The sequence below is a fragment of the Novosphingobium mississippiense genome (assembly GCF_044029535.1).
Classification (GTDB): Bacteria; Pseudomonadota; Alphaproteobacteria; order Sphingomonadales; family Sphingomonadaceae; genus Novosphingobium.
On sequence record NZ_CP147003.1, the window covers coordinates 1,459,947 to 1,482,498 of the forward strand.

Genomic DNA, 22,552 nt, shown 5'->3' on the forward strand with positions numbered 1-22,552 from the left:
CTAATGGCGCTCCGATTGCCCCGCTGATGCCCACGGCCTCCCCTCTTTCCTCTCGTTTCCAAACCAGCGGACGACGGGTTCCGTGACCCGTCTTGACGTTGCGCTGCCGGTCGTAGATAACGCTAACACACCTGGAGAGGAATAGCGGTGACAAAAAATAGTTCGGTCGCAGATCGCGGCCTGCCCCACGACTGGCGTGCGGGTATTTTCCTGGGGCGCATCGAGACCGCCGAAGGTCCCACTCCCATCCTGATTCGTAACGGCCAGGTCTTCGACATGGCCCGCGTCGCCCCCACCACCTCGGCGCTGATCGCCGCAAACGTGCGCAGCGGCGGCGAACTGCTGGGCGGCATCGAGGTGCTGGAAACCGCGCAGCTGCTCAGCCCGGTCGACCTCCAGTGCGTGAAGGCCTGCGGCGTGACCTTCGCCGTATCCGCGCTGGAACGCGTGATCGAGGAACGCGCGCGCGGCGATCACACGGTGGCCGCCGAAATCCGCAGCCGGATCGAAGCGGTGCTGGGCGGTTCGGTCCGCTCCACCGTGCCGGGATCGGCCGAGGCCGACGCCCTCAAGCAGACGCTGATCGACGAAGGCATGTGGTCCCAGTATCTTGAGGTGGCCATCGGCCCCGATGCCGAAGTCTTCACCAAGTGCCCCGTGCTCGCCTCGGTCGGCCAGGATGCGCCGGTGGGCGTGCGGTCGGATTCGGGCTGGAACAACCCCGAACCCGAAGTGGTGGTGATTGCCGGCCCGGACGGCAAGGCCGTGGGCGCCACGCTGGGCAACGACGTGAACCTGCGCGATTTCGAGGGCCGCTCGGCCCTGCTGCTGGGCAAGGCGAAGGACAACAACGCCTCCTGCTCGCTCGGCCCGTTCATCCGCCTGTTCGACGACGGCTTCACGATGGAAGACGTGCGCACGGCGGACGTCGCCATGACCATCGCGGGAGAGGACGGCTATGTCCTCGAAGGCCACAGCACCATGCGCGAGATCAGCCGCGATCCCGAGGACCTGCTGCGCCAATCCATGAGCGAACACCAGTATCCGGACGGCTTCGCGCTGTTCTGCGGCACCTTGTTCGCCCCCACCCAGGATCGCGATGAACCCGGCCGTGGCTTCACCCACAAGGTGGGCGATACCGTCACCATTTCCAGTGCCCGACTGGGCACGCTGGTGAACCCGGTCACCACGTCCGCCCAGGCGGCCCCGTGGACCTTCGGGATCGGCGAACTCTTTTCCAATCTGGCGCGCCGCGGCCTGCTGGCAGCATGACGGACAACAACAAAACCATGCTCACACAGACTTCTTCGGGCGGCCTGACGGCCGTCTACCCCGAACTTCAGGATCGCCGAGTCATCATCACCGGCGGCGCCACCGGCATTGGCGCCGGCCTTGTCGAAGGCTTCGTTGCGCAAGGCGCGCAAGTCGTCTTCGTCGACATCCAGGATGCCGAGGGTGAGGCGCTGGCCGCCCGCCTGGCCGACGGCGCGCGCCACGCGCCGGTCTATCGCCATCTCGACCTTGTCGACATCGACAGCGTCAGCCAGACGATCCGCGCCATCGTTGCCGAAATGGGCGGCATCGACGTGCTGGTCAACAACGCCGCCAATGACGATCGCCACCAGATCGCCGATGTCACGCCCGCGTTCTGGGAAGAGCGCATGAACGTGAACCTGCGCCACCTGTTCTTCGCCGCGCAGGCCGTGGCGCCGACGATGCGCGAGGCGGGCGGCGGCGTGATCGTGAACTTCGGTTCGATCTCCTGGCATCTCGCCCTGCCCGATCTGGTGCTCTACCAGACCACCAAAGCGGCGATTTCCGGCCTGACCCGCAGCCTTGCCCGCGATCTGGGCGGCGACAACATCCGCGTGAACACCATCGTTCCCGGCAATGTGAAGACCCCGCGCCAGGAAAAGTGGTACACGCCCGAGGGCGAGGCAGAGATCATGGCCGCGCAGTGCCTGCCGGGCCGGATCGTGCCGCAGGACGTGGCGGCGCTGGTGCTGTTCCTCAGCTCCGATGGAGCGCGCATGTGCACGGGCCACGACTATTTCGTCGACGCCGGGTGGCGTTGATCGCGATGCAGGCCGAACATCTCCTCTCGGTCGGCGCCGAACTGGGTGAAGGCCCGGTATGGATCGGTGACGCACTGTGGTTCGTCGACATCAAGCGCAACACCGTGTTCCGCTTCGATCCGGAAACGCGCGATCTGGCCAGCTGGCCCGCACCGGAACATGTCGGCTGGGTGCTGCCCTCTTCCGAAGACGGCCTGATCGCCGGCCTGAAGAGCGGGCCTCACCGCTTCCTGCCCGGAACCGGCGCGTTCGAGCGGATCGCCCATATCCAGGCCGACCTGCCCGACAACCGCCTGAACGATGCGGCCATCGATGCCGAAGGCCGCATCTGGTTCGGCACCATGGACAATCTGGAGGAAAGCGCCACCGGCCGCGTCTTCGTGCTCGACAAGGGCGCGGTGCGCGAGGCGGGGCTCGATCCGGTGACGATCACCAACGGCCCGGCAATCTCGCCCTGCGGATCGCTGGTCTATCACGTCGATACGCTGGCCCGCACCGTGATCCGCCATGAGATCGCGCAGGACGGCACGCCCGATGCAGGCACGCCGTTCCTGGACTTCACCGGCGACGATCGTGCCGACTGGGGCTATCCGGACGGGGCCATCTGCGATGCCGAAGGCGGCGTCTGGCTGGGCTTCTATGCCGGCGGCGCGGCACGGCGTTTCGCGCCCGACGGCAGCCTGACCGACGAAGTGCGCTTCCCGGTTTCCAACATCACCAAGATCGCGCTGGGCGGCCCGGACGGTTGCACCGCCTTCGCCACCACCGCGCGTCAGGGGCTTTCGGAAGAACAGCTTGCCAGCCAGCCACTTGCGGGCGATCTGTTCACCTTCCGCACGGCGATTCCTGCCGCACCGCCACGCAACGCAAACATCTAAGACAACCGGGCCCGGCCAGACAGAAAGATCGGCCGGCCCGCCGGGAAAGGATATCCTGATGGACAGGATCGATATCAACAAGCGCCTCATCGCGCTGGTCGTTGCCGTGGCGACCATCGGCGGCTTCATGTTCGGCTATGACTCCGGCGTCATCAACGGCACGCAGAAGGGGCTTGAGGCCGCCTTCGCGCTGGGCCGCCTGGGCATCGGCGTCAATGTGGGCGCAATTCTCGTCGGCTCGTCGATCGGTGCCTTCATCGCCGGCCGCCTGTCTGACCTGATCGGCCGCCGTGGCACGATGATGCTGGCCGCAGTCCTGTTCCTGATCTCCGCCCTGCTGGCGGGCGCTGCCGGATCGTCGGAAATCTTCATTTTCGCGCGCATCATCGGCGGCCTTGGCGTGGGCGCGGCCAGCGTCACCTCGCCCGTCTACATCTCGGAAATGACCCCGGCGAACTTGCGCGGGCGGCTTTCCAGCGTGCAACAGGTGATGATCATCACCGGCCTGACCGGTGCCTTTGTCGCCAACTTCGTGCTGGCGCGCTGGGCCGGCGGTTCCACCGCGAACCTCTGGCTGGGCTTCCCGGCATGGCGCTGGATGTTCTGGCTGCAGGCCATTCCCGCCGCGATCTACCTGATCGCCCTGCTCTCGATCCCGGAAAGCCCGCGCTACCTCGTCGCGCGCGGCCGCAAGGATGAGGCGCACGCCGTGCTCACCCGCCTGTTCGGCAGTGCCGAAGCCACCCGCAAGGTGGCGGAAATCAACGCGTCGCTCGCCGCCGACCATCACCGCCCGCGCCTGTCCGACCTGGTCGACAAGACCACCGGCAAGATCCGCCCGATCCTGTGGGTGGGCATCGGCATCGCCGTGTTCCAGCAGCTCGTCGGCATCAACGTGGTGTTCTACTACGGCGCCACGCTGTGGCAGGCGGTTGGCTTCACCGAAGACAATGCGCTGCAGATCAACATCCTGTCGGGTGCGCTGTCGATCGGCGCCTGCCTTGCCGCCATCGCCCTGATCGACAGGATCGGCCGCAAGCCACTGCTGCTGATCGGTTCGGCGGGCATGGCGGTGACGCTGGGGCTGGTCGCCTGGGCCTTCTCCACCGCCGTCGCCGGTGCGGACGGCGCGCTGACGCTGCCCGGTCATTCGGGCCTGATCGCGCTGATTTCGGCCAATGCCTATGTCGTGTTCTTCAACATGAGCTGGGGTCCGGTCATGTGGGTCATGCTGGGTGAGATGTTCCCCAACCAGATCCGCGGTTCCGCACTGGCCGTCGCCGGGTTCGCGCAGTGGATCGCCAATGCCGCGATCTCGGTCAGCTTCCCCAGCATGTCCGAACGTCCCGGCCTTGCGGTGACTTACGTGCTCTATGCCGTGGCCGCCGCGGTCTCGTTCTTCTTCGTCCGCGCCACCGTGACCGAAACGCGCGGCCGCGAACTGGAAGACATGCAGGGATGAGCGACGCGACGGGAAGCAACAGCGGGATGATCCTTGCCGCCGGCGACTGGCGCCTTGGCCTCGATCCGCAGCGCGGCGGCATGATCCGCACGCTGACCCGGCGCGGCGCGGACATCCTGCGGCGGATGCCGGAAGGCGCCGATGCGCCTTTCGACAGCGCCTGCTTCCCGCTTGCCCCCTATGCCAACCGCATCGCCCATGGGCGCTTCACGTGGGACGGCACATCCCACGCGCTGGCGCCCAATGCCCCCGGCCAGAAGCATCCGCTGCACGGCACCGCATGGCTAGGCGAATGGTCGGTGGAAACGCAGGAGGCGAACTCCGCCACGCTGATCCACCACCATGCGGCCGGGCCGGACTGGAACTGGGCCTTCACGCTGCGCCAGCATTTCCGGCTCACCGCCGATGGCCTTGAAGCACGGCTGGAACTGACCAACACCGACAGCGCGGCAATGCCCGCAGGCCTTGGCTTCCACCCCTGGTTCACGCGCGACGGCGTGACCGGCGTGGCCTTTGCCGCCAAGGCCGTATGGCTGGCCGATAGCGATATGTTGCCGACCGTGCGTGCCACCGCCGACACCCTGGGCGACTGGAGCCAGGGCGCCGGGCTGGAACGCCCCGACCTTGTCGACCACTGCTATGCCGGCTGGAACGGACAGCTGCGCATCCAGCGCGAAGATGGCGACGTGCTGGTCGAAGGGGACGACACGCCGTTCCTGCACTTCTATGTGCCGTCGGGGCAGGATTTCTTCTGCGCTGAACCGCAGAGCACGATGCCCGATGCGGTCAATCGCGAGGCACCGGCCCCACTGGCGCCGGGTGAAACGCTGACCGTGACGATGCGCATCCGCAGCGCCTGATCGGCGCGCGGCTCCGCCCTCAGTTGCCGTTCGGAACCGGCGGGCGCCCCACCGGGCGGCGCCGGGGCGCAGCGTCGGACTGGCGGCGCACCAGCTTGTAATCAATTTCGATCCGCTGATCGCCGATCTCGTTCTGCCGCTTGTTGCGCAGCATCGTGACCAACAGCTCGACAGCGCGGCGGCTCATCTCGACGATGGGCTGCTGAATGGTCGTCAGTTCCGGCCAGATCGTGGTCGCCAACGCCACATCGTCGAACCCGCAGACGGTCAAGTCACCCGGAACGTCCAGCCCGCGCCGGTGGGCGATGGCGACGGTGGCGGCGGCCATGTCGTCGTTGCTGGCAAAGATCGCCGAGGGTTGGTCTTCCAGCGACAGCAGTTCCTCCGCCGCATCCAGGCCGGAGCGATAGGTGAAATAGCCCTGCGCCACCAACGCGTCATCGAAACCAATGCCGGCTTCGTCCAGCGCCTCTCGATAGCCTTCCAGCCGCGCGCCGCTGGCCGAAAGATCGGGATGGCCGACGATGAAGCCGATGCGGCGATGCCCCAGGTCGATCAGGTGCGCCGTCATCTCGCGCGCGGCGCTGCGATCGTCGATCATGATCGTGGCGATGCCCTCATGCGGCTTGGCGGTCGTCACCGCGACCGTCGGCATCTGCGCCTGACGCAGCACCGACAGCACTTCCACCGCCTCGTTCAGCGGCGGCGGCAGGATCACGCCGTGAATGCCGCCAGCCACCATGCGTTCGGCGGCAAGGGCAAGATCTTCCCCGTCTTCCAGTTTCTGGACGATCAGTTGGACGTCCGAGCGCCCGGCTTCCTCCAGACTGCCGACGATGAAGGCGCTGAGGAAGGCTTCGGATGGGTTCGAATAGAGCAACCCCAGCCGCAGTTGCGACGCCCCGGCCAAGCTGCGCGCGGCGCGGTTCGGCGCATAGTTCAGCTGCACGATGGCGGCATTCACTGCATCGCGGGTGGCCTGCCGCACTTTCGGCTCGGAATTGATGACGCGCGATACGGTCATCATCGATACCCCCGCAAGCGCGGCCACATCGGCGATCGTCGGGGCCCCGGTCTGGCGGGATTTCGCGCTGCGGCGTTTGCGCTCACTGTCGGACATGGTGTTTCTCTAGCATTTCTGCAGCCGGTGGAAAGCGCATGGTTGTGCACAGTCCCCCATCTCCGTGATCGCTTTGTGGTAGCGCAATCATTTTCGATCGCCTAGACACCGGCGATTGGGAAAATGACGAGGATGAAATGAGGCGTATTCACCGCGTATTGCAGACCGTTGCCCTGGCTTCCTGCGCCACGGTGGCCCTTGCACAGGCGGAGGCGCCGCACACCATCCCCGCCCCTACCCCCGTCCATCCCGAACGCTGGCCCGCTGCAAAAAGCCCGGGCCTTGTCGACGCCAGGACCGAAGCGAAGATCACCGCGATCCTCGCGCGGATGAGCCTGCGCGAAAAGGTGGGCCAGATGATCCAGGCCGATACTGCCTCGATAAAGCCGGATGACCTGAAGGAATACCCGCTCGGCTCGATCCTCGCCGGCGGCAATTCGCCGCCGATCGGGGCGCCGGATCGTTCGCCCGCCTCGGCCTGGGTGGCCACCTCGCGCGCGTTCAACGCCGTCGCGCTGGAAAAGCGCCCCGGGCATGAGCCGATCCCGATCATGTTCGGCATCGATGCCGTGCACGGCAACAGCAATGTCGTCGGCGCCACGCTGTTCCCGCACAACAGCGCGCTGGGCGCGATGCACGATCCGGCGCTGATGCGCGAGATCGGCAAGGCCACCGCCGCCGAAACCGCCGCATCCGGCATCGACTGGGCGTTCGGCCCGACTCTCGCCGTGCCGCAGGACGATCGCTGGGGCCGCGCTTACGAAGGCTATTCGGAAGATCCGGCTGTGGTGGCTGCCTATGCCGGCCCGATGGTCGAAGGCCTGCAGGGCGCGCCCGGCACACAGACCACGGTGCAGGCCGGCCGCGTCGCTGCAAGCGTCAAGCACTTCCTGGGCGACGGCGGCACGCATGACGGCATCGACCAGGGCGACACCCGCGTGGACGAGGATACGCTGATCCGCATCCACGATGCCGGCTACCCGCCCGCGGTCAATGCCGGGACGATGACGGTCATGGCCTCGTTCTCCAGCTGGAACGGCACCAAGATGCACGGCAACAAGGCGCTGCTGACCGATGTGCTGAAGGGCCGCATGGGCTTCGACGGGTTCGTGGTGGGGGACTGGAACGGCCACGGCCAGATCCCGAGCTGCACCAACACCAATTGCCCGGCGACGTTCAACGCCGGCCTCGACATGGCGATGGCGCCCGACAGCTGGAAGGGCCTGTTCGATTCGACGCTGGCCGCCGCCAAGGCCGGCACCATCCCGATGAGCCGCATCGACGATGCCGTGCGCCGCATCCTGCGCGTGAAGATGAAGCTGGGCCTGTTCGATCCAGCTCGCCCGTTCGAGGGCAAGCCGCAGGAAATGGGCTCTGCCGCGCATCGCGCCGTGGCCCGCCAGGCCGTGCGCGAAAGCCTTGTCCTGCTGAAGAACGAAGGCGTGCTGCCGATCAAGACCAGCGCCACGGTGCTGGTGGCCGGTGATGCGGCGGACGATATCGGCCGCCAGTCCGGCGGCTGGACGCTGTCATGGCAGGGTGACGGCAACACCAATGCCGATTTCCCCGGCGCCACGTCCATCTACGCGGGCATTGCCGATGCGCTGAAGGCGGGCGGCGGCAAGGCCGTGCTCTCGCCCGATGGCAGCTTCGCCACCAAGCCGGACGTCGCCATCGTCGTCTTCGGGGAAGAGCCTTACGCGGAGCTGCGCGGCGATATCCGCACGCTGGAATTCCAGCCGAGCAACAAGAAATCCCTCGCGCTGCTGAAGAAGCTGAAGGCGGCGGGCATTCCCACCGTCGCTGTCTTCCTTTCCGGCCGTCCGCTCTGGGTCAATCCGGAACTCAACGCCTCCGACGCCTTCGTCGCCGCGTGGTTCCCGGGTTCGGAAGGCAATGGCGTGGCCGACGTGCTGGTCGGCGGCAAGACCGACTTCCACGGCACCCTCTCCTTCTCCTGGCCGAAGACCGCCGCGCAGTTCACGCTGAACAAGGGCCAGCCCGGCTACGACCCGCTGTTCCCGCTGGGCTATGGCCTGACGTATGCCAAGGGCGGCCACCTCGGCACGCAGAGCGAGGAAGCGGGCATCGACGCCAGCGCCTTCAACTCCAGCGTGTTCGTGGCGGCGGGCATCGTCGCCGAGCCGTTCCGTCTGGAAGCCGGCCCCGCGGTCGCGCAGAAGCTGGTGGACAGCGCCAGCCGTCAGGAAGGCGCGATCCAGCTGGCGTTCTCCGGCACCGGCAAGGCCTCGATCCTCGGCCCCAACCTGACGCTGGAGCGGGAGGCGAATGCCGACATGAACGTGGAAGTGGTCTACCGCGTGGACAAGGCCGCCACCGGCCCGGTGACGCTGGCGCTCGGTTCGGGCGCGGTGCGGATCGACAAGGCAGTGGCGCAGCCCGGCAAGTGGGCGTCGCTGCGCATTCCGCTGAAGTGCTTTGCCGACCACGGCACCTACCTTGGCGGCATCAGCCAGCCCTTCACGCTGGCCGCCGACGCGCCGTTCACCATCACCATTTCCGACATGCGCCTAGCCACCGATCCGGCCGGCACGGTGTGTCCTGAATAATTGGCCCGAGTCATTGGCCCCAGTAATTGGCCTCAGTAATTGGCCTGAGTAACAAGGAACAGCCGCTGTGAGCGACAATACCTCCACTTCGCGTCGCGCCCTGCTGGGCGGCATCGCCGCTGCCGGAATGGCTGCCGCGATTTCTTCGGGCAAGGCCATGGCCGGGCCGACGGCAATCACCTATTCCGGCCCCTCGATCCCGCTCTGGCCCGGCAAGGCGCCGGGCGCGCCCGCGAAGCTGCCGGTCGGCAAGATGCAGCAGCAGAGCAAGGACGCCGCCTTCGACGATCGCTGGGTCACCGGCATCGCCGCGCCCAGCCTGGAAATGCGCCAGCCCGCCTATCGCGACGGATCGGCCGTCATCCTGCTGCCGGGCGGCGGCTATGGCTTCCTGGCATGGGATAACGAGGGCGAGGAACAGGCCCGCTGGCTGACAGCGCGCGGCGTCACCTGCTTCATCCTTTCCTATCGCCTGCCGGGCGAAGGCTGGGCCAATCGCGAGACGGTGCCGCTGCAGGACGCGCAGCGCGCCGTGCGCCTCGTCCGTTCGCGCGCGGCCGAGTTCGGGATCGATCCCAAGCGGATCGCCGTGCTGGGCTTTTCGGCGGGCGGCCATCTTGCCGGATCGATCGCCACACGGTTTGACGAGAAGGTCTACAAACCCGTCGACAAGGCCGACGCCGTCTCGGCCCGGCCCGACCTTGCCGGCCTGATCTATCCGGTGGTCAGCCTGTCGCAGCCCTTCACCCACGGCGGATCGCGCGACAACCTGCTGGGCGAAGGCGCCGGCGACGCGCTGCGGCAGGCAGGTTCGGTAGAGAACCGCGTCACCGCCGACACGCCGCCCGTGTTCCTCACCGCCTCCAGCGACGACGGCCTTGTGCCGATCGGCAACAGCATCGCCATGTATACCGCGATGCTGGCGAAGGAACGGCCGGTGGAATTCCACGGCTTCGACAAGGGCGGCCACGGCTTCGGCGCGCGCCTGCCGGACAGTGTTCCTGCCCATGCCTGGCCCGACCTGTTCCACGCCTACGGCAAGCGCCACGGAGTGTTTTCGGCGTGAAGAATTGGGCCCTGCTGCTGCCCGCCGCCGCCCTGCTGATCGGCGCGGGTGAGCCACAGCACTTCCAGTCCAGTCCCGAACGCCGCACGGTACAGGACACGCGCGATTGGGGGCCGTGGGCGGGGCCATTTCGCGAGAAGCTGGTCCCCTCGATGATGCAGGATTTCGGTGAGCGTTATCTCTATGCGCCCGCCAACGCCGCGTTGCCCGTTCCCGCGCGGAACGAGCAGCGCGTCGTCTTCCTGGGCGATTCGATCACCGATCTGTGGGACCTGTCGCACTACTTCCCGGGCAAACCTTATGTGAATCGCGGCATCGGCAGCCAGGTGACGGCGCAGATGCTGGTGCGTTTCCAACAGGACGTCGTCGCCCTGAAACCGCGCGCCGTGGTGATCCTGGGCGGTGTCAACGACGTTTCCGGCTTCCTGCAAATGGAAAACGAAGACGGCATCGTTTCGAATATCGAGGCGATGGCCGATATCGCCGAACGCCACGGCATCCGCGTGGTGCTCTGTTCGATCCTGCCGGTGACGAACACGCCCAGCGCCGAGTACGTGGTCAAGGAACGCAAGCCCGACGAACTGCGGCGAATCAACGTCCGGCTGGAAGCCCTCGCCAAGGCGCACGGCTATGCTTTCGCGAATTACTATCCCGCGCTGGCCGGCGCGGACGGGTTGATGGACCCGTCATTGACGCAGGACGGCGTTCATCCGCTAGCCGCCGGATACGCGCGCATGGCCCCGATTGCGGCAGCCGCAATCCAACGGGCATTGGGCGTCAAAAACCGCTGATTTGCGGCCATTGCTGCAGCTTCGACGGACATAGTGACGCAAAATCGTCACAGTTTATCGCGAGATGTTAGCGGTCAACAAATAGCATGTTGCGCCACTATTACTCCGATGATAGGTGGCAGGGATACAGGCACGGCTACTGCCATAAAGAATCGCCGCAGCCTGAGTGTAATGTGAAGTGATAGCGCTATCATATTGTTGCAGCGCAATATCACGTGGGACCGGAGGGGACACAGAATGGCGTTTTTCACACAGATTCGTCGCGGCATCGCGACCCTCGACAGCCGCAGCGCCTTGGGCCTGGGCGTTTCCGCAACTGCGCTGATCGCCTGCGCAGTACCGGGCGCAGCATGGGCGCAGGATGAGGCCGCACAGGCACCGACTGCTGCCGAATCGGATGCCATCGTCGTCACCGGCCGCCGCGCCGCCATGCAATCGGCCGATGATCGCAAGAAGAATGCGATCTCCATCGTCGATTCCGTCGTGGCCGACGATGCGGGCAAGCTGCCCGACAACTCGATCACCGAAGTTCTCCAGCGCGTTCCGGGCGTTACCATCGTCCGCTTCCAGTCGCTGAACGACCCTGACCACTTCTCGGCCGAGGGTTCGGGCATCCAGCTGCGCGGCCTGTCCGGCGTGGCCTCGCGCCTCAACGGTCGCGACATCTTCAGCGCCAACGGCGGCCGTTCGCTGCAGTTCAGCGATGTCACCCCCGAACTGATGCAGGCTGTCGACGTCTACAAGTCGTCCACCGCAGACCAGATCGAAGGCGGCACCGGCGGCTCGGTCGATCTGCGCACCAAGCTGCCGTTCGACTATGGCTACGGCCTGCACTTCGCCGGCAGTGCTGACCTCAGCATGGGCGATCTTTCGCAGAAGACCGACTATTCCGCTTCGGGACTGGTTGCCGGCAAGTTCAACACCGGTATCGGCGACCTCGGCTTCGTCTTCGACTACGCGCACAGCCAGTTGTCGACCAAGTCGCAGTTCGTGCGCATGGAAGAGTTCTACCGCACGAACATCCAGGGCAATGACTATTTCATCCCGGGCGGCTACACCTACGGCGAAGAAAACTACCAGCGTAAGCGCGACGGCATCTACGGCGCCGTTCAGTGGGCGCCCACGCCCGAACTGACGCTGACCGGTATCTACTTCCAGTCGAAGTACAGCAACACCGATACCGAATATGGCTCGTTCGTCACGTCGCAGAACCTTGCCGTCGACCCCTCGCAGAGCGTGTTCGACGACAACGGTGGCCTGATCTCGTCGCCGGCGGTGTTCCAGCGCGATCCCGCGACCGGCCTGGCCAGCGAAGCACCGATTTCGAGCGGCGGCACCTCGGCGTTCTGGGAAGGCAAGAACAAGACCGAGGATATCTCGGGATCGTTGAGCTGGAAGCCCACGAACCTGCCGATCACGTTCAATGCCTCCTACCAGCACACCAAGTCGACCGCCTCGGTCGATCGCATCTCGGTATTCCGCACCGTCAACTTCCCGACCAGCTACGGTCTCGATCTGAGCGGCAGCCTGCCCCAGATTTCGGTGCCGGCCGGCACCCAGGCCGCCCTGCTCGACCCTGCCAACTACGCCTGGCAGGCGGTGATGCCGCATAACAACGACAATTCCGGCAAGATGGATTCCGCCCAGGGCGACCTGACCTGGGATGTCGGCGAAGGCTTCTTCAAGTCGCTGAAGGTCGGCGGTCGCTGGTCGAAGCGCACCGAACGCGATCTGGACAACGGCTATGCATGGTCCGCGCTGGGCCAGGGCTGGAACGGTTCTCCGGTCGTTTCCTTCGCCGATGGTCGTCCGGGCGATTACGAGAAGCACGTCTTCAAGAACTTCTTCCGCGGCGATGTCCAGCTTCCGGGAACCCAATACTTCCCGGCGCAGGACTTCATCCAGAACACGAGCGTTCAGGGCTTCTTCGATCTCTACGGCGGTTCGCCGGGCCGTACGCCGGGCTACATCCTGCCGGGCGACCAGACCGATTACACCACCAAGAACCTGGCCGGTTACGCCATGGTCAACTTCGGCACGAACTGGGGCGAATCCTCGCTGACCGGTAACGCCGGCGTGCGCGTCGTGAACATCAAGAACGCCAGCACCGGCTATTTCCAGCAGACGTCAACCCAGTTCACGCGCGATGGTCAGGTCTACACTTTGGCCAACACCGCCGAAATCCGTGACGACGGCGCAGAATATACGCGCGTCCTGCCAGCCGTTAACCTGACGTATTCGCCGATCAATACGTTGCAGGTCCGTGCCGCCTATAACATCACGATGGACAACGCGTCGTTCTACGACCTTCGTGCATCGGGTACGCTGGGCGTGAACACCCTTTCCGGCTCTGGCGGAAACGGCGCGCCCGATACGTTCGCCAACTACACCACCACCAGTGGCGATCCGACGCTCAAGCCGACGATGTCGAACAACTTCGACCTTTCGGTCGAGTGGTATCCCAAGCCCGGCACGACCCTGCACGTCGCCGGCTTCTACAAGCGGATCAAGGACCTCGTCGTCTTCGGTGCCGCGCAGCGCGAGATTACCGTCCAGTTCGCGGATGGCACCTCGGAACAGGGCCTGGCGACCACCAACGATGCGCACACGTCGGACCAGACTGCGACGGTCAAGGGTGTCGAACTCGGCGGCCGTACGTTCTTCGATCAGCTTCCGGGCTGGTTGGCCGGGATCGGCGTGGAGGCGAACTACACCTTCATCGACAGCAAGAACCCGGGCGACCTGTACTTCGACATCGACGGCGTGAAGCGTAACGACGTGCCGCTGAAGGGTCTTTCGAAGCACAACCTGAACGCCGCGTTCCTTTACGAAAAGGATCCGTTCTCGCTGCGCATCGCCTATAGCTGGCGTTCGAAGTACCTGCAGTCGACCACGGCCAGCGGCACGAACAATACCTACACCTACTATGACGCGAACGGTGTCGGCACCAGCATTGCCACCAACCTGCCGGTCTATGGCGCCAGCTACGGCACCCTGGACGCGGGTCTGACCTTGCGTGTCAACGAGCATCTCAACGTCCAGCTTCAGGCGCAGAACATCCTGAACGCGACGCAGAAGACGCTGATGGGCGGCAACCCCGGCGGCACCCTCTACGGGCGCAGCTGGTTCCAGAGCGATCGTCGTTACCGAATGGGCCTCAACGTCACATTCTGATAAACACACATCGGGCGGGCCAAATGGTCCGCCCGATCTACATTGGGAAGAGGGCGGCACGATGGATGCCAAGGCGAAGCGGGTTCTCGTGGTGGGCGGCGGCACGGCCGGCTGGCTGACGGCAGGCTATCTTGCCAAGATGCTGGGCGCCGACCTGCCCGGCGGGGCCAGCGTGACCCTGGTCGAATCTCCCGAAATCGGCATTATCGGCGTCGGCGAAGGGACCTTCCCCACGATCCGCCGGACGCTGGAACGGATCGGCGTTCCCGAAAAGGAGCTGCTCCGCCGGTGCGAGGCGACGTTCAAGCAGGGTGTGAAATTCGTCGACTGGCTGCACCCGGCCGGGCATGGCGGTCCCGACAATTACCTGCACGGCTTCCAGGAGGCGGACGACCGCAGCGGCGGGCCGGAATACCTGCCGTACTGGCTGCTGGGCGAAGCAGGCGACCTGCCCTGGGATGAAGCCAGCACCCCGCAAAAGCGTATCGTCGATGCCCTGCGCGGACCGAAGCTGGCGACGCATCCCGAATATGCCGGCGTCATGAACTACGCCTTCCATTTTGATGCCGGCGCACTTGCGGAATTGCTTCGCGATCAGAGCGTCGCCAACGGCGTCATGCACATAGCCGATACGGTGCAGGAGGTTCTCTGCACCGAAGACGGCGCGATTGCCGGCGTCCGTACGCAGAACAACGGCGTATTGGACGCGGATCTCTACATCGACTGTACCGGTTTTCGTGCCGAGCTGATCGGCAAGGCACTGGGGCAGAAATGGAAGAGCTGCACGGACGTGCTGTTCTGCGACAGCGCCATTGCCGCGCAGGTTCCGTACGATGCACCGGAAACGCCGATCCAGTCCTGCACCCTCTCCACCGCGCGCGACGCGGGCTGGATCTGGGATATCGGTCTGCAGACCCGCCGCGGGACGGGTTACGTCTATTCATCCGCCCATTGCGATGCCGAAGAGGCGGAGCGCACCTTGCGTCGCTATCTGGGCGCGCAGGGCGAAACGGCGACGACGCGCCGGTTGCAGTTCAATGCCGGCTACCGCGAAGTGAACTGGTACAAGAACTGCGTGGCCGTGGGCCTTTCCAGCGGATTTTTCGAGCCGCTGGAAGCAACCGGCATCGTCTTTTCCGAAATCGCCGCCGGCGCCATCGCCAACCTGTTTCCGTGGGCGGGAGATTACGAAACCTCTGCCCGCCAATTCAACGCGGTGATGCTGGAGCGGTACGAACGGGCGCGCGACTTCCTGAAGATGCACTACAGCCTGACCAAACGGACGGACACCGATTTCTGGATCGACAACGTACGGGCGGAGACGATCCCCGACAGCCTGCTGGAACTGCTGGATCGGTGGCGCCATCGCCCGCCGAACGAGAAGGACTTCAACCCCAATATCGACATCTTCCCGGCCACCAGCTGGCAGTGCGTGCTGTACGGCATGGGCTGGAAGACGGACATTTCGGCCAAGGCCGGCATCATGCGGCTTCGCCCCGAGGCGCGCCAGGCGTTTGAGCAAGTGCGGCGACAGAGCACATATGCGGTGGAAAATCTGCCGGACAACCGCACACTTCTGCACCAGATGCTGGGCGGCAGCCAGGGATCGACCATCCGCGCCTTTGCCGGCGTGAAGGCGTAAAACCACGCCACTTCGATTATCGAAACGAAAAGGGCGGTCGAACCTCGTTCGACCGCCCTCCTTTTGCCTGGCTCAGAGCTTCGCCTGAATGCCCACGAAGATGCGCTGGCCGGGGTAGTAGAGTTCCACCGGCATGTCCTTGTTGATGTAGGTCTTCGAGTATTCCTTGTTGATGTTCAGCATCTCGAAGAAGACGTCGAAGTGATACTCGGGGAAGCGCAGGGTGATCTTGCCGTCGAGATAGCCCTCGCCCTTGCGGTAGATCGGATTGTTGCCGTTGGTGGCGTCGCTGACCACATCCAGCCACTTCGAACGGTAGTTGTAGCTGAGGCGCGCGTTCAGGAAGCCCTTGTCGTAGAAGACGCTGGCGTTCCAGGTGTAGGTTGAAAGGCCGGGATATTCCTTCAACTCCTGGTTCGTCGCGCCGTTGGTCAGATTGGTGCGGAGGGCGCGGGCATAGGTGAAGTTGGCCGATGCGCCGAAACCGTCCAGCGGCTTGGGCAGGAAGGTGAACGCGGTCTGCGCGCTGGCTTCCACGCCGTCGAGCAGGGCACCCTGGCCGTTCACTGGCTGGCGGACGGTGTAGGTGATACCGTCGTGGAACAGGTCCACGCCGCTGCGCACGACATTGCCGATGACGAAGCTGGATTCGTACTTCTTGTAGTAGCCCAGGCTCAGCATCGTGTCCGGATTGGGATACCAGGCCAGGTTCACTTCCCACTGGTCCGCGCGGTAGGGCTTCAGGTCCGGATTGCCGGCGGTGCAGACATCGTCGGCGCTGGAGATCGTCTGATCATCCACGCAGTTGATGTTCGGCACCAGGTCGGTCGGCTTCGGCCGGGCCAGGTTCTTGGCATAGTTGGCGCGCAGATAGAGATTGCGCTGCAGTTCCAGGTTGGCGTTGAAGGCCGGCAGGAAGTCCGTGTAGCTGTTGGAAATCTGCGCCTGCTGTGCCGCCAGCACCACCGTTTCGGTGCCGCCCGTGGCGTTGAACCGCGTGACCCGGCTGGTATTGGTGCCAAGGCCGGTATCCTTGGTGTGCGTCCAGCGAAGGCCGGCGTTGCCGGTCAGGTTCATGCCGAAGATCTGGGTGTCGATGTCCAGCATCGCGTAGCCGGCCAGCACCGTCTCGTCGATCTTGGCGTTCGGGATCTGCGGATAGCCGTCGGCAGAGCGCACAAGGTCGTGATCGAAGCCCGACAGGTCGTAGATCTGCGACAGGATATCGGAATTGAAGTTGGGATAGGCCAGTCGGCTGGGGATGCCGGAAGGCGCATTCTTCAGCCCGGTATAGAGCGGCGCGCCGCCGGTCACCCCGCCCAGCGACGAGATCAGCGAGGCATATTGCGCGGGCGTGATGTAATAGGTGTTGCCGTTGCGGGCGACCGCGGGATTGTTCTGGATCTGCGTGGTGTAGGAAACATTCGCGCTGGACTGGTAGGTCAATGTCGCCGGATCGATCAGCATCGAGCCGCCGCCCAGATAGTTCAGGAACTTCTGCTTGCGCGCCTGCGCGCCGAACTCGATCTTGCTGACGATGGGGTGGTCGATTTCCCAGTCCGCATCGAACTTCAGCTGGTCTTCGGTATTGTTGTATTCGGCCGGGCGATACTGGATCGAGGGTCCGTAGATCGGCAACACCTGCCCATTGGCGCCGGTGCGGGTGGCATCGGCATAGACGTTGGGATCGGCGGGGTCGAAGTCCGACGGGAACTGGAAGACCGGAATGCCCTGCGCGTTGTTGCGATCGATGGTGATACCGGCAACGCTGGTGCCCAGCGAGATCAGGTTGGTCTGGGAATCGGTATGTGCCTTGGCGTGCGATCCCATGAAATCGATATGCAGGCGATTGAGATCCCAGCGGAACCCGCCGGAGAAATACTTGGACTCCTGATCGTAGCTGAAGTCACGACGCTGCACGCCGATGATGTTGGCTGCGCCGCCCCAGTTGGGTACGGCGGCGGTGCCCAGGTTCACGGCATTGAGCGCGGTGGTCAGGCCGGTGACGACGTGGTTGGCATTCACCGTCGAGGTGCCCAGCGCCACCTGCTGGCGCGACGTGCCGCCGCCGGCGCCCGCCGCCAGCTGCGGATCGAGGTTGAAGCGCTGGATGGTGCCCAGGTCGACCGAATAGTTGGTGTCCTGCAGCGTCTGGTTGCGCTTGTTGATCTGCACATTGGCATAAGCGCGGAAATTGGGCGCGACCTGGTACTGCAGCGTCAGGTCGCCGGAGATGCGCTTGTCGTTGCGGACGAGGTTGCGATAGCGCGGCACCTTGGGCGCCCAGTCGAAGAACTGGGTTTCGCAGGCCAGGCGGTTGGCGGTGGCCTTCGCGGTGGAGGCACCGCCGACGCCGGCGCAGCTTTCGTACGTGTCGTAATTGGCATAGAGCGGATCGGCGACGGTCTTCTCGGTCGAATGGTCGAAGTCGGCGATGCGGGCCCAGTTGGTGTTGCTGATGTAGTCCTGCCGCGTGTTCACGTCGCTATAGGTGCCGTTGAACAGCACGCCCAGACCGTCGATCAGGAACCGTGGCGTGCCGGCGAAGAACGACACGCGCGGCCGCCAGGTTTCCGTGGTGTCCAGATGCTGGCCGGAGACGGTGGCGGACAGGATCGCCTTCTGCAGGTCCAGCGGCTTGCGCGTTTCCACGCGCACGGTGCCGCCGATGCCGCCTTCGGTCAGGTCCACCGCATAGCCCTTGTAGACGTCGATCGACTTGACCAGTTCGGTCGCCAGTTCGCGGAAGTCGCCCGAACGATCGCCCAGCGCGCTGACCTGGCTGACGCCGTTGATCTCCACGCGGTTGAGATCCGGCTCCACGCCGCGGATCGAGACCTTCACGCCTTCACCAAAGTCGCGGCTGAGCTGCACGCCGGTGATACGCGCCAGCGAATCGCCGATGTTCTTGTCCGGGAAGCTGGCAATGTCGTCGGCAACGATGGAATCGACCACCGTCTTGGCATCACGCTTGCGGTTGATCGCGGATTGCAGCGAGGCGCGGGTGCCGACGACGACGATGTCGTTGGCAGTGGTGATTGCCCGTTCGACCGTCTTCTGGTCGGGCGCCTGATCGGTGGCGGAAACCGAGGACTGGGGATCGGCGGCCGATGCGCTGTCGCTGCTATTTGTCTGAGCAATGGCCGGCATCGAAACCGTAAGCGCGGCGGCGAATGCCAGCACCGAAGCGCTGCGCAACATGCGCGACTCGAACCGATTCGTGTGAAAATTGTACGCAACTTCAGCGTTAAGCGCCTGCATAGCCTTTCCCCTCAATCCCCTGACGACCTCGCAATTCCGGTTTTCCGGTGACGGATCGAATCAGTTTCTAGACGGACACTTATTGAACCGATATGTGGGATGCAATGCTATAATTTGGACCACGATGGTTCAAAATCAGGAGGATGTTCCAAATGGCGGCACAAATCCGCGCTCTTGCCCTGATCTTGGGGCTGTTTTCCTCAACAGCGGCAATTGCGGCGCCTGCGTCCGTCCGCAGCGCCGCGGAACGGCTCGATCGGGGTGCGGTGGTGGTGCCCGCGAAGGATGGTGGAATGCTGGTAAACTGGCGGTTTCTGGCCAGCGATCCCAAGAACGCCCGCTTCCGCGTGCTGCGCGATGGCAAGCCCATCCACCTGACAAAGACGGGTGAGGCCACCGCCTTCGTGGATGCCCAGGGTACCGCGCAAAGCGCCTACATGGTGGAACGCATCGGCGATCGTGCCGGCCCGCAGCGTGCCATGATGTGGGACAAGGGCTACCTCTCGATCCCGCTGACCCCACCGGCCGACGGCGTGACGCCTGCGGGCGAGGCCTATTCCTACACCGCCAACGATGCCAGCGTGGGCGATCTGGATGGCGACGGGCAGTATGAGATCGTGCTCAAGTGGGATCCCACCAACAGCCACGACAATGCCCATACCGGCTATACCGGCAACGTCTTCCTCGATGCCTATCGGCTGGACGGCACCCGCCTCTGGCGCATCGACCTTGGCCGCAACATCCGCGCCGGGGCGCACTACACGCAGTTCCTGGTGTTCGATTTCGACGGCGATGGCCGCGCCGAAGTGGCGATGAAGACCGGCGACGGCACCGTTGACGGTGCCGGCAAGGTCATCGGCGATCCGAACGCAGACTGGCGCAGCACCGGCGGCGAAGTGCCGCAGCAGGACCGCACCGGCGCCAAGGTGCTGGCCGATGGCACCAAGGTGGCACCGATGCAGGGCCGCATCGTCAAGGGCCCGGAATACCTCACCGTGTTCGAGGGGCTGACCGGAAAGGCCTTGGCCACCGCGCCTTACGACCCGCCCCGCTACCCGGGCGGCAACCCGACGCCCGAACAACTCGCCGCGACATGGGGTGACGGTTATGCCAACCGTTCGGACCGCTTCCTGGCTGGCGTCGCCTATCTCGACGGGCACCTGCCCAGCATGGTCTTCGGCCGCGGCTACTACGCCCGCACCGCCATCGCCGCCTGGGACTGGCGCGATGGCAAGCTGACTGAGCGATGGCTGTTCGACAGCTCCGCCCCCGGCAATGGCGACTATGCCGGGCGCGGCAACCACCAGCTTTCCATCGCCGATGTCGATGGCGACGGCCGGGACGAGGTGATCTACGGATCGATGGCGGTGGACGACAACGGCAAGGGCCTGTGGACCCGCCCGCTGTTCCACGGCGACACGATGCATGTGGGCGACCTCGACCCGGCGCGCCCGGGGCTGGAAAAGTTCGGCGTGTTCGAGGATATCCGCCAGAACGGCGGCCTTGGCTCCGCCTTGCTGGATGCCCGCACCGGCGCAGTCCTCTGGTCGAAACCCGCCACGGAAGACACCGGGCGCGGCCTGTCCGCCGATATCGACCCGCGCCATTACGGCGAAGAGTTCTGGGCCGCCAATTCGGATCGCCTGTTCGACGTCAAGGGCCAGCCGATCGGCCCGCGTCCGCGCCAGACCAACTTCGCGATCTGGTGGGACGGCGACCTGCTGCGCGAACTGCTGGACGGCACCACGATCTCCAAGTGGGACTGGCAGCGCGGCGTCGCCGAACCGCTGCTTTCACCGGAAGGGCTGGCCTCCAACAACGGCACCAAGGCGACGCCCGCGCTGCAGGCCGACCTGATCGGCGACTGGCGCGAGGAAGTGATCTGGCGCCGGGCCGACAATCGCGAGTTGCGCATCTACACAACGCCCTATCCCACCACGCATCGCTTCGTCACGCTGATGCAGGATCCGGTCTATCGGGCGGGCGTGGCATGGCAGAACACCGCCTACAACCAGCCGCCGCACACCGGCTTCTACCTGGGCGCGCCGCCGCCGAAGGGGAAGTGAGGGAGGCGCGCGCAATCAGGATGAACAAGCGGGATCCCCGCCTTCGCGGGGATGACGGCATGTTTGAGGGCAATTCGGCCAAAGCGTTTTCCAGTCAGGTGGAATCACCCGATGACTCGGAAAACGCGGCAAACTGGAATCCTGGAGCAGTTCCGATGCAATCGGATCAACTGCTTCAGGAGCCGGCCTGCCGCCGCTCGTACCGGTCGATCGCCAGCCCCACCGGGATCAGCCCCAGCGTCAGCGCCGCCAGCAGGCCGAACGCCAGCCACCAACCCTGCGCCCCGCCTTGCAGCCAGCCGATCAGCACCGGCCCCAGCGCGGCGAAGCAATAGCCCGCACTTTGCACTTTCGTCGAAATCCGGCGGTTCTCGTCCACGCTGCGGGCGAACTTCATGATCATCATGAAGATCAGCACGAAGGTGCCACCGTGGGCGATGCTGCCGATCGGCGCCCACAGCATCCACTGCGCCGGCGCGGCCACGATCCAGAGCGGCGTCACCGTCCAGACCACGCCCATCAGCACCAGCAGCCAGCCCAGCGACCGCCGCCGGGCCAGCACCGGGATCCCCAGCGATCCGGTGAGCGAAAGGATCTGGAAGGCCGAAGCGACGATGCCAGCCTGCGTCCCGCTCATTCCGCCCGCCCTGGTCAGGAAGGTCGGCAGCCAGGCGGTCAGGCCGTAATAGGCGAAGATGTGGATCGCGAAGGCAGCAACCATCAGCCCGACAAGCGCGGGCGGCATCGTTGCCGTCGCCGGCACCGCCGCCCGCGCCTCCGCTGCGGCAGGCGCATCGTCGCTTACAGAATGCCGCTGCCGGTCGAGCAGCCAGCGCGATGCCAGGGCCAGCAGCGCCAGCCAGACCCACCCGGCCAGCGCGATCCGCCAGCCGCCCCAGGCCGCGATCGGCGCGGTGAAGCCCAGCGTCAGCATCGCCCCCAGATTGAGCGAGACCGTGTAGAGCCCCGTCACCGCGTTGACATTGCGCTGGAAATCGCGCGCGATCAGCATCAGCGAGACGATGTTGCCCATGGCGATGCTCATGCCGATCACCAGCGTCCCGGCGAACATGCCGACCAATCCGGTATAGGGCCGGACGACGGTGGCCAGCGCCACCCCGATCAGGACGACGCGGATCGAACGGTCGATCCCCATGCGCGCGATCAGCGGCGACAGCAGGGGTGGCAGCAGGCCGAAGCACAGCACCGGAATGCTGGTCAGCAACCCCGCCCCCACGTTGCCGAGGCCCAGACTGGCGCGGATCTGCCCCAGTACCGGCTGGATCGCGGTCAACGGGCTGCGCAGATTGCAGCCCAGAACGATCAGGGCAAACAACGGAAACCAGCGGGGCAACCAATGGGGTAACCCGCGCAACGGCGACACCGGCCGCGCCGCCCCCGGACCGGGCTTCTGCATTCGCGAAAGAGGCATCCCGCCGGGATGGCCGCGCCGGGTCCGCTTGGCAATCCTCGAAAGCGATGCGCACCCATCCTGTCGCAAGGCCGCGACACACTTTTTCTTGTCGGACTGGTTGACGATTAAATCCACATGATGAAATACCATCCCACATAAGATACCCGTTCGGG

General features: G+C 65.1%; 14 protein-coding genes. 11 read left to right on the top strand and 3 right to left on the bottom strand.

Features of this window, described 5'->3' with window-relative positions; genetic code table 11:
* Nucleotides 1–147 precede the first annotated feature (147 nt).
* The 5 genes from WBP06_RS24895 to WBP06_RS24915 are packed head-to-tail and all read left to right on the top strand — an operon-like array spanning nt 148 to nt 5,275.
* The gene (locus tag WBP06_RS24895) at nt 148–1,272 is read left to right on the top strand and encodes a fumarylacetoacetate hydrolase family protein (RefSeq protein ID WP_395335007.1); all 1,125 of its coding nucleotides are present in this window, start codon (nt 148–150) and stop codon (nt 1,270–1,272) included.
* Nucleotides 1,273–1,289: 17 nt separating this feature from the next.
* A complete protein-coding gene (locus tag WBP06_RS24900) occupies nt 1,290–2,075 on the top strand; it encodes an SDR family NAD(P)-dependent oxidoreductase (protein WP_395335009.1) in 786 nt (261 codons plus the stop codon).
* A 5-nt stretch (nt 2,076–2,080) separates the two neighbouring features.
* On the top strand, nt 2,081–2,953 hold the full coding sequence (locus WBP06_RS24905) for an SMP-30/gluconolactonase/LRE family protein (protein WP_395335012.1): 873 nt from the start codon (nt 2,081–2,083) through the stop codon (nt 2,951–2,953).
* 58 nt (nt 2,954–3,011) lie between these two features.
* Entirely contained in the window at nt 3,012–4,415 is a 1,404-nt protein-coding gene (locus WBP06_RS24910) for a sugar porter family MFS transporter (RefSeq protein WP_395335015.1), read from the top strand.
* On the top strand, nt 4,412–5,275 hold the full coding sequence (locus tag WBP06_RS24915; RefSeq protein WP_395335018.1) for an aldose 1-epimerase: 864 nt from the start codon (nt 4,412–4,414) through the stop codon (nt 5,273–5,275). Before WBP06_RS24910 ends, WBP06_RS24915 begins: the two co-directional genes overlap by 4 nt.
* Nucleotides 5,276–5,294: 19 nt before the next feature.
* On the opposite strand, the gene WBP06_RS24920 is transcribed toward WBP06_RS24915, so the two are convergent.
* Nucleotides 5,295–6,395: a LacI family DNA-binding transcriptional regulator gene (locus WBP06_RS24920; protein ID WP_395335020.1), complete on the bottom strand. Its 1,101-nt coding sequence runs from the start codon at nt 6,393–6,395 to the stop codon at nt 5,295–5,297.
* Nucleotides 6,396–6,532: 137 nt separating this feature from the next.
* Here WBP06_RS24920 and WBP06_RS24925 point away from each other — a divergent pair, with 137 nt between their 5' ends.
* From WBP06_RS24925 to WBP06_RS24945, 5 genes are all read left to right on the top strand, one after another.
* Complete coding sequence (locus WBP06_RS24925) at nt 6,533–8,965, top strand: glycoside hydrolase family 3 N-terminal domain-containing protein (RefSeq protein ID WP_395335022.1); 2,433 nt, start codon at nt 6,533–6,535, stop codon at nt 8,963–8,965.
* Nucleotides 8,966–9,092: 127 nt separating this feature from the next.
* On the top strand, nt 9,093–10,031 hold the full coding sequence (locus tag WBP06_RS24930; RefSeq protein WP_395337579.1) for an alpha/beta hydrolase: 939 nt from the start codon (nt 9,093–9,095) through the stop codon (nt 10,029–10,031).
* Nucleotides 10,028–10,822, top strand: a complete 795-nt coding sequence (locus WBP06_RS24935; protein ID WP_395335024.1) for a GDSL-type esterase/lipase family protein — start codon at nt 10,028–10,030, stop codon at nt 10,820–10,822. The genes WBP06_RS24930 and WBP06_RS24935 overlap by 4 nt, the downstream gene beginning before the upstream one ends.
* Before the next feature lie 237 nt (nt 10,823–11,059).
* Entirely contained in the window at nt 11,060–13,996 is a 2,937-nt protein-coding gene (locus tag WBP06_RS24940; protein WP_395335026.1) for a TonB-dependent receptor, read from the top strand.
* 61 nt (nt 13,997–14,057) lie between these two features.
* A complete protein-coding gene (locus tag WBP06_RS24945) occupies nt 14,058–15,638 on the top strand; it encodes a tryptophan halogenase family protein (protein ID WP_395335028.1) in 1,581 nt (526 codons plus the stop codon).
* A 72-nt stretch (nt 15,639–15,710) separates the two neighbouring features.
* On the opposite strand, the gene WBP06_RS24950 is transcribed toward WBP06_RS24945, so the two are convergent.
* Nucleotides 15,711–18,839, bottom strand: a complete 3,129-nt coding sequence (locus WBP06_RS24950) for a TonB-dependent receptor (RefSeq protein WP_395335030.1) — start codon at nt 18,837–18,839, stop codon at nt 15,711–15,713.
* Nucleotides 18,840–19,051: 212 nt separating this feature from the next.
* Here WBP06_RS24950 and WBP06_RS24955 point away from each other — a divergent pair, with 212 nt between their 5' ends.
* Complete coding sequence (locus tag WBP06_RS24955) at nt 19,052–20,965, top strand: rhamnogalacturonan lyase (RefSeq protein ID WP_395335032.1); 1,914 nt, start codon at nt 19,052–19,054, stop codon at nt 20,963–20,965.
* 175 nt (nt 20,966–21,140) lie between these two features.
* Here WBP06_RS24955 and WBP06_RS24960 read toward each other — a convergent pair whose 3' ends face one another.
* Nucleotides 21,141–22,319: a CynX/NimT family MFS transporter gene (locus WBP06_RS24960; protein WP_395335034.1), complete on the bottom strand. Its 1,179-nt coding sequence runs from the start codon at nt 22,317–22,319 to the stop codon at nt 21,141–21,143.
* Nucleotides 22,320–22,552: the final 233 nt, after the last annotated feature.

Coding starts and splice junctions, on each gene's coding strand:
- WBP06_RS24910 (WP_395335015.1), top strand. CDS start 3,012: ATGGACAGGATCGATATCAACAAGCGCCTCATCGCGCTGGTCGTTGCC.
- WBP06_RS24940 (WP_395335026.1), top strand. CDS start 11,060: ATGGCGTTTTTCACACAGATTCGTCGCGGCATCGCGACCCTCGACAGC.
- WBP06_RS24915 (WP_395335018.1), top strand. CDS start 4,412: ATGAGCGACGCGACGGGAAGCAACAGCGGGATGATCCTTGCCGCCGGC.
- WBP06_RS24905 (WP_395335012.1), top strand. CDS start 2,081: ATGCAGGCCGAACATCTCCTCTCGGTCGGCGCCGAACTGGGTGAAGGC.
- WBP06_RS24950 (WP_395335030.1), bottom strand. CDS start 18,839: ATGTTGCGCAGCGCTTCGGTGCTGGCATTCGCCGCCGCGCTTACGGTT.
- WBP06_RS24930 (WP_395337579.1), top strand. CDS start 9,093: ATGGCTGCCGCGATTTCTTCGGGCAAGGCCATGGCCGGGCCGACGGCA.
- WBP06_RS24945 (WP_395335028.1), top strand. CDS start 14,058: ATGGATGCCAAGGCGAAGCGGGTTCTCGTGGTGGGCGGCGGCACGGCC.
- WBP06_RS24925 (WP_395335022.1), top strand. CDS start 6,533: ATGAGGCGTATTCACCGCGTATTGCAGACCGTTGCCCTGGCTTCCTGC.
- WBP06_RS24920 (WP_395335020.1), bottom strand. CDS start 6,395: ATGTCCGACAGTGAGCGCAAACGCCGCAGCGCGAAATCCCGCCAGACC.
- WBP06_RS24955 (WP_395335032.1), top strand. CDS start 19,052: ATGGCGGCACAAATCCGCGCTCTTGCCCTGATCTTGGGGCTGTTTTCC.
- WBP06_RS24900 (WP_395335009.1), top strand. CDS start 1,290: ATGCTCACACAGACTTCTTCGGGCGGCCTGACGGCCGTCTACCCCGAA.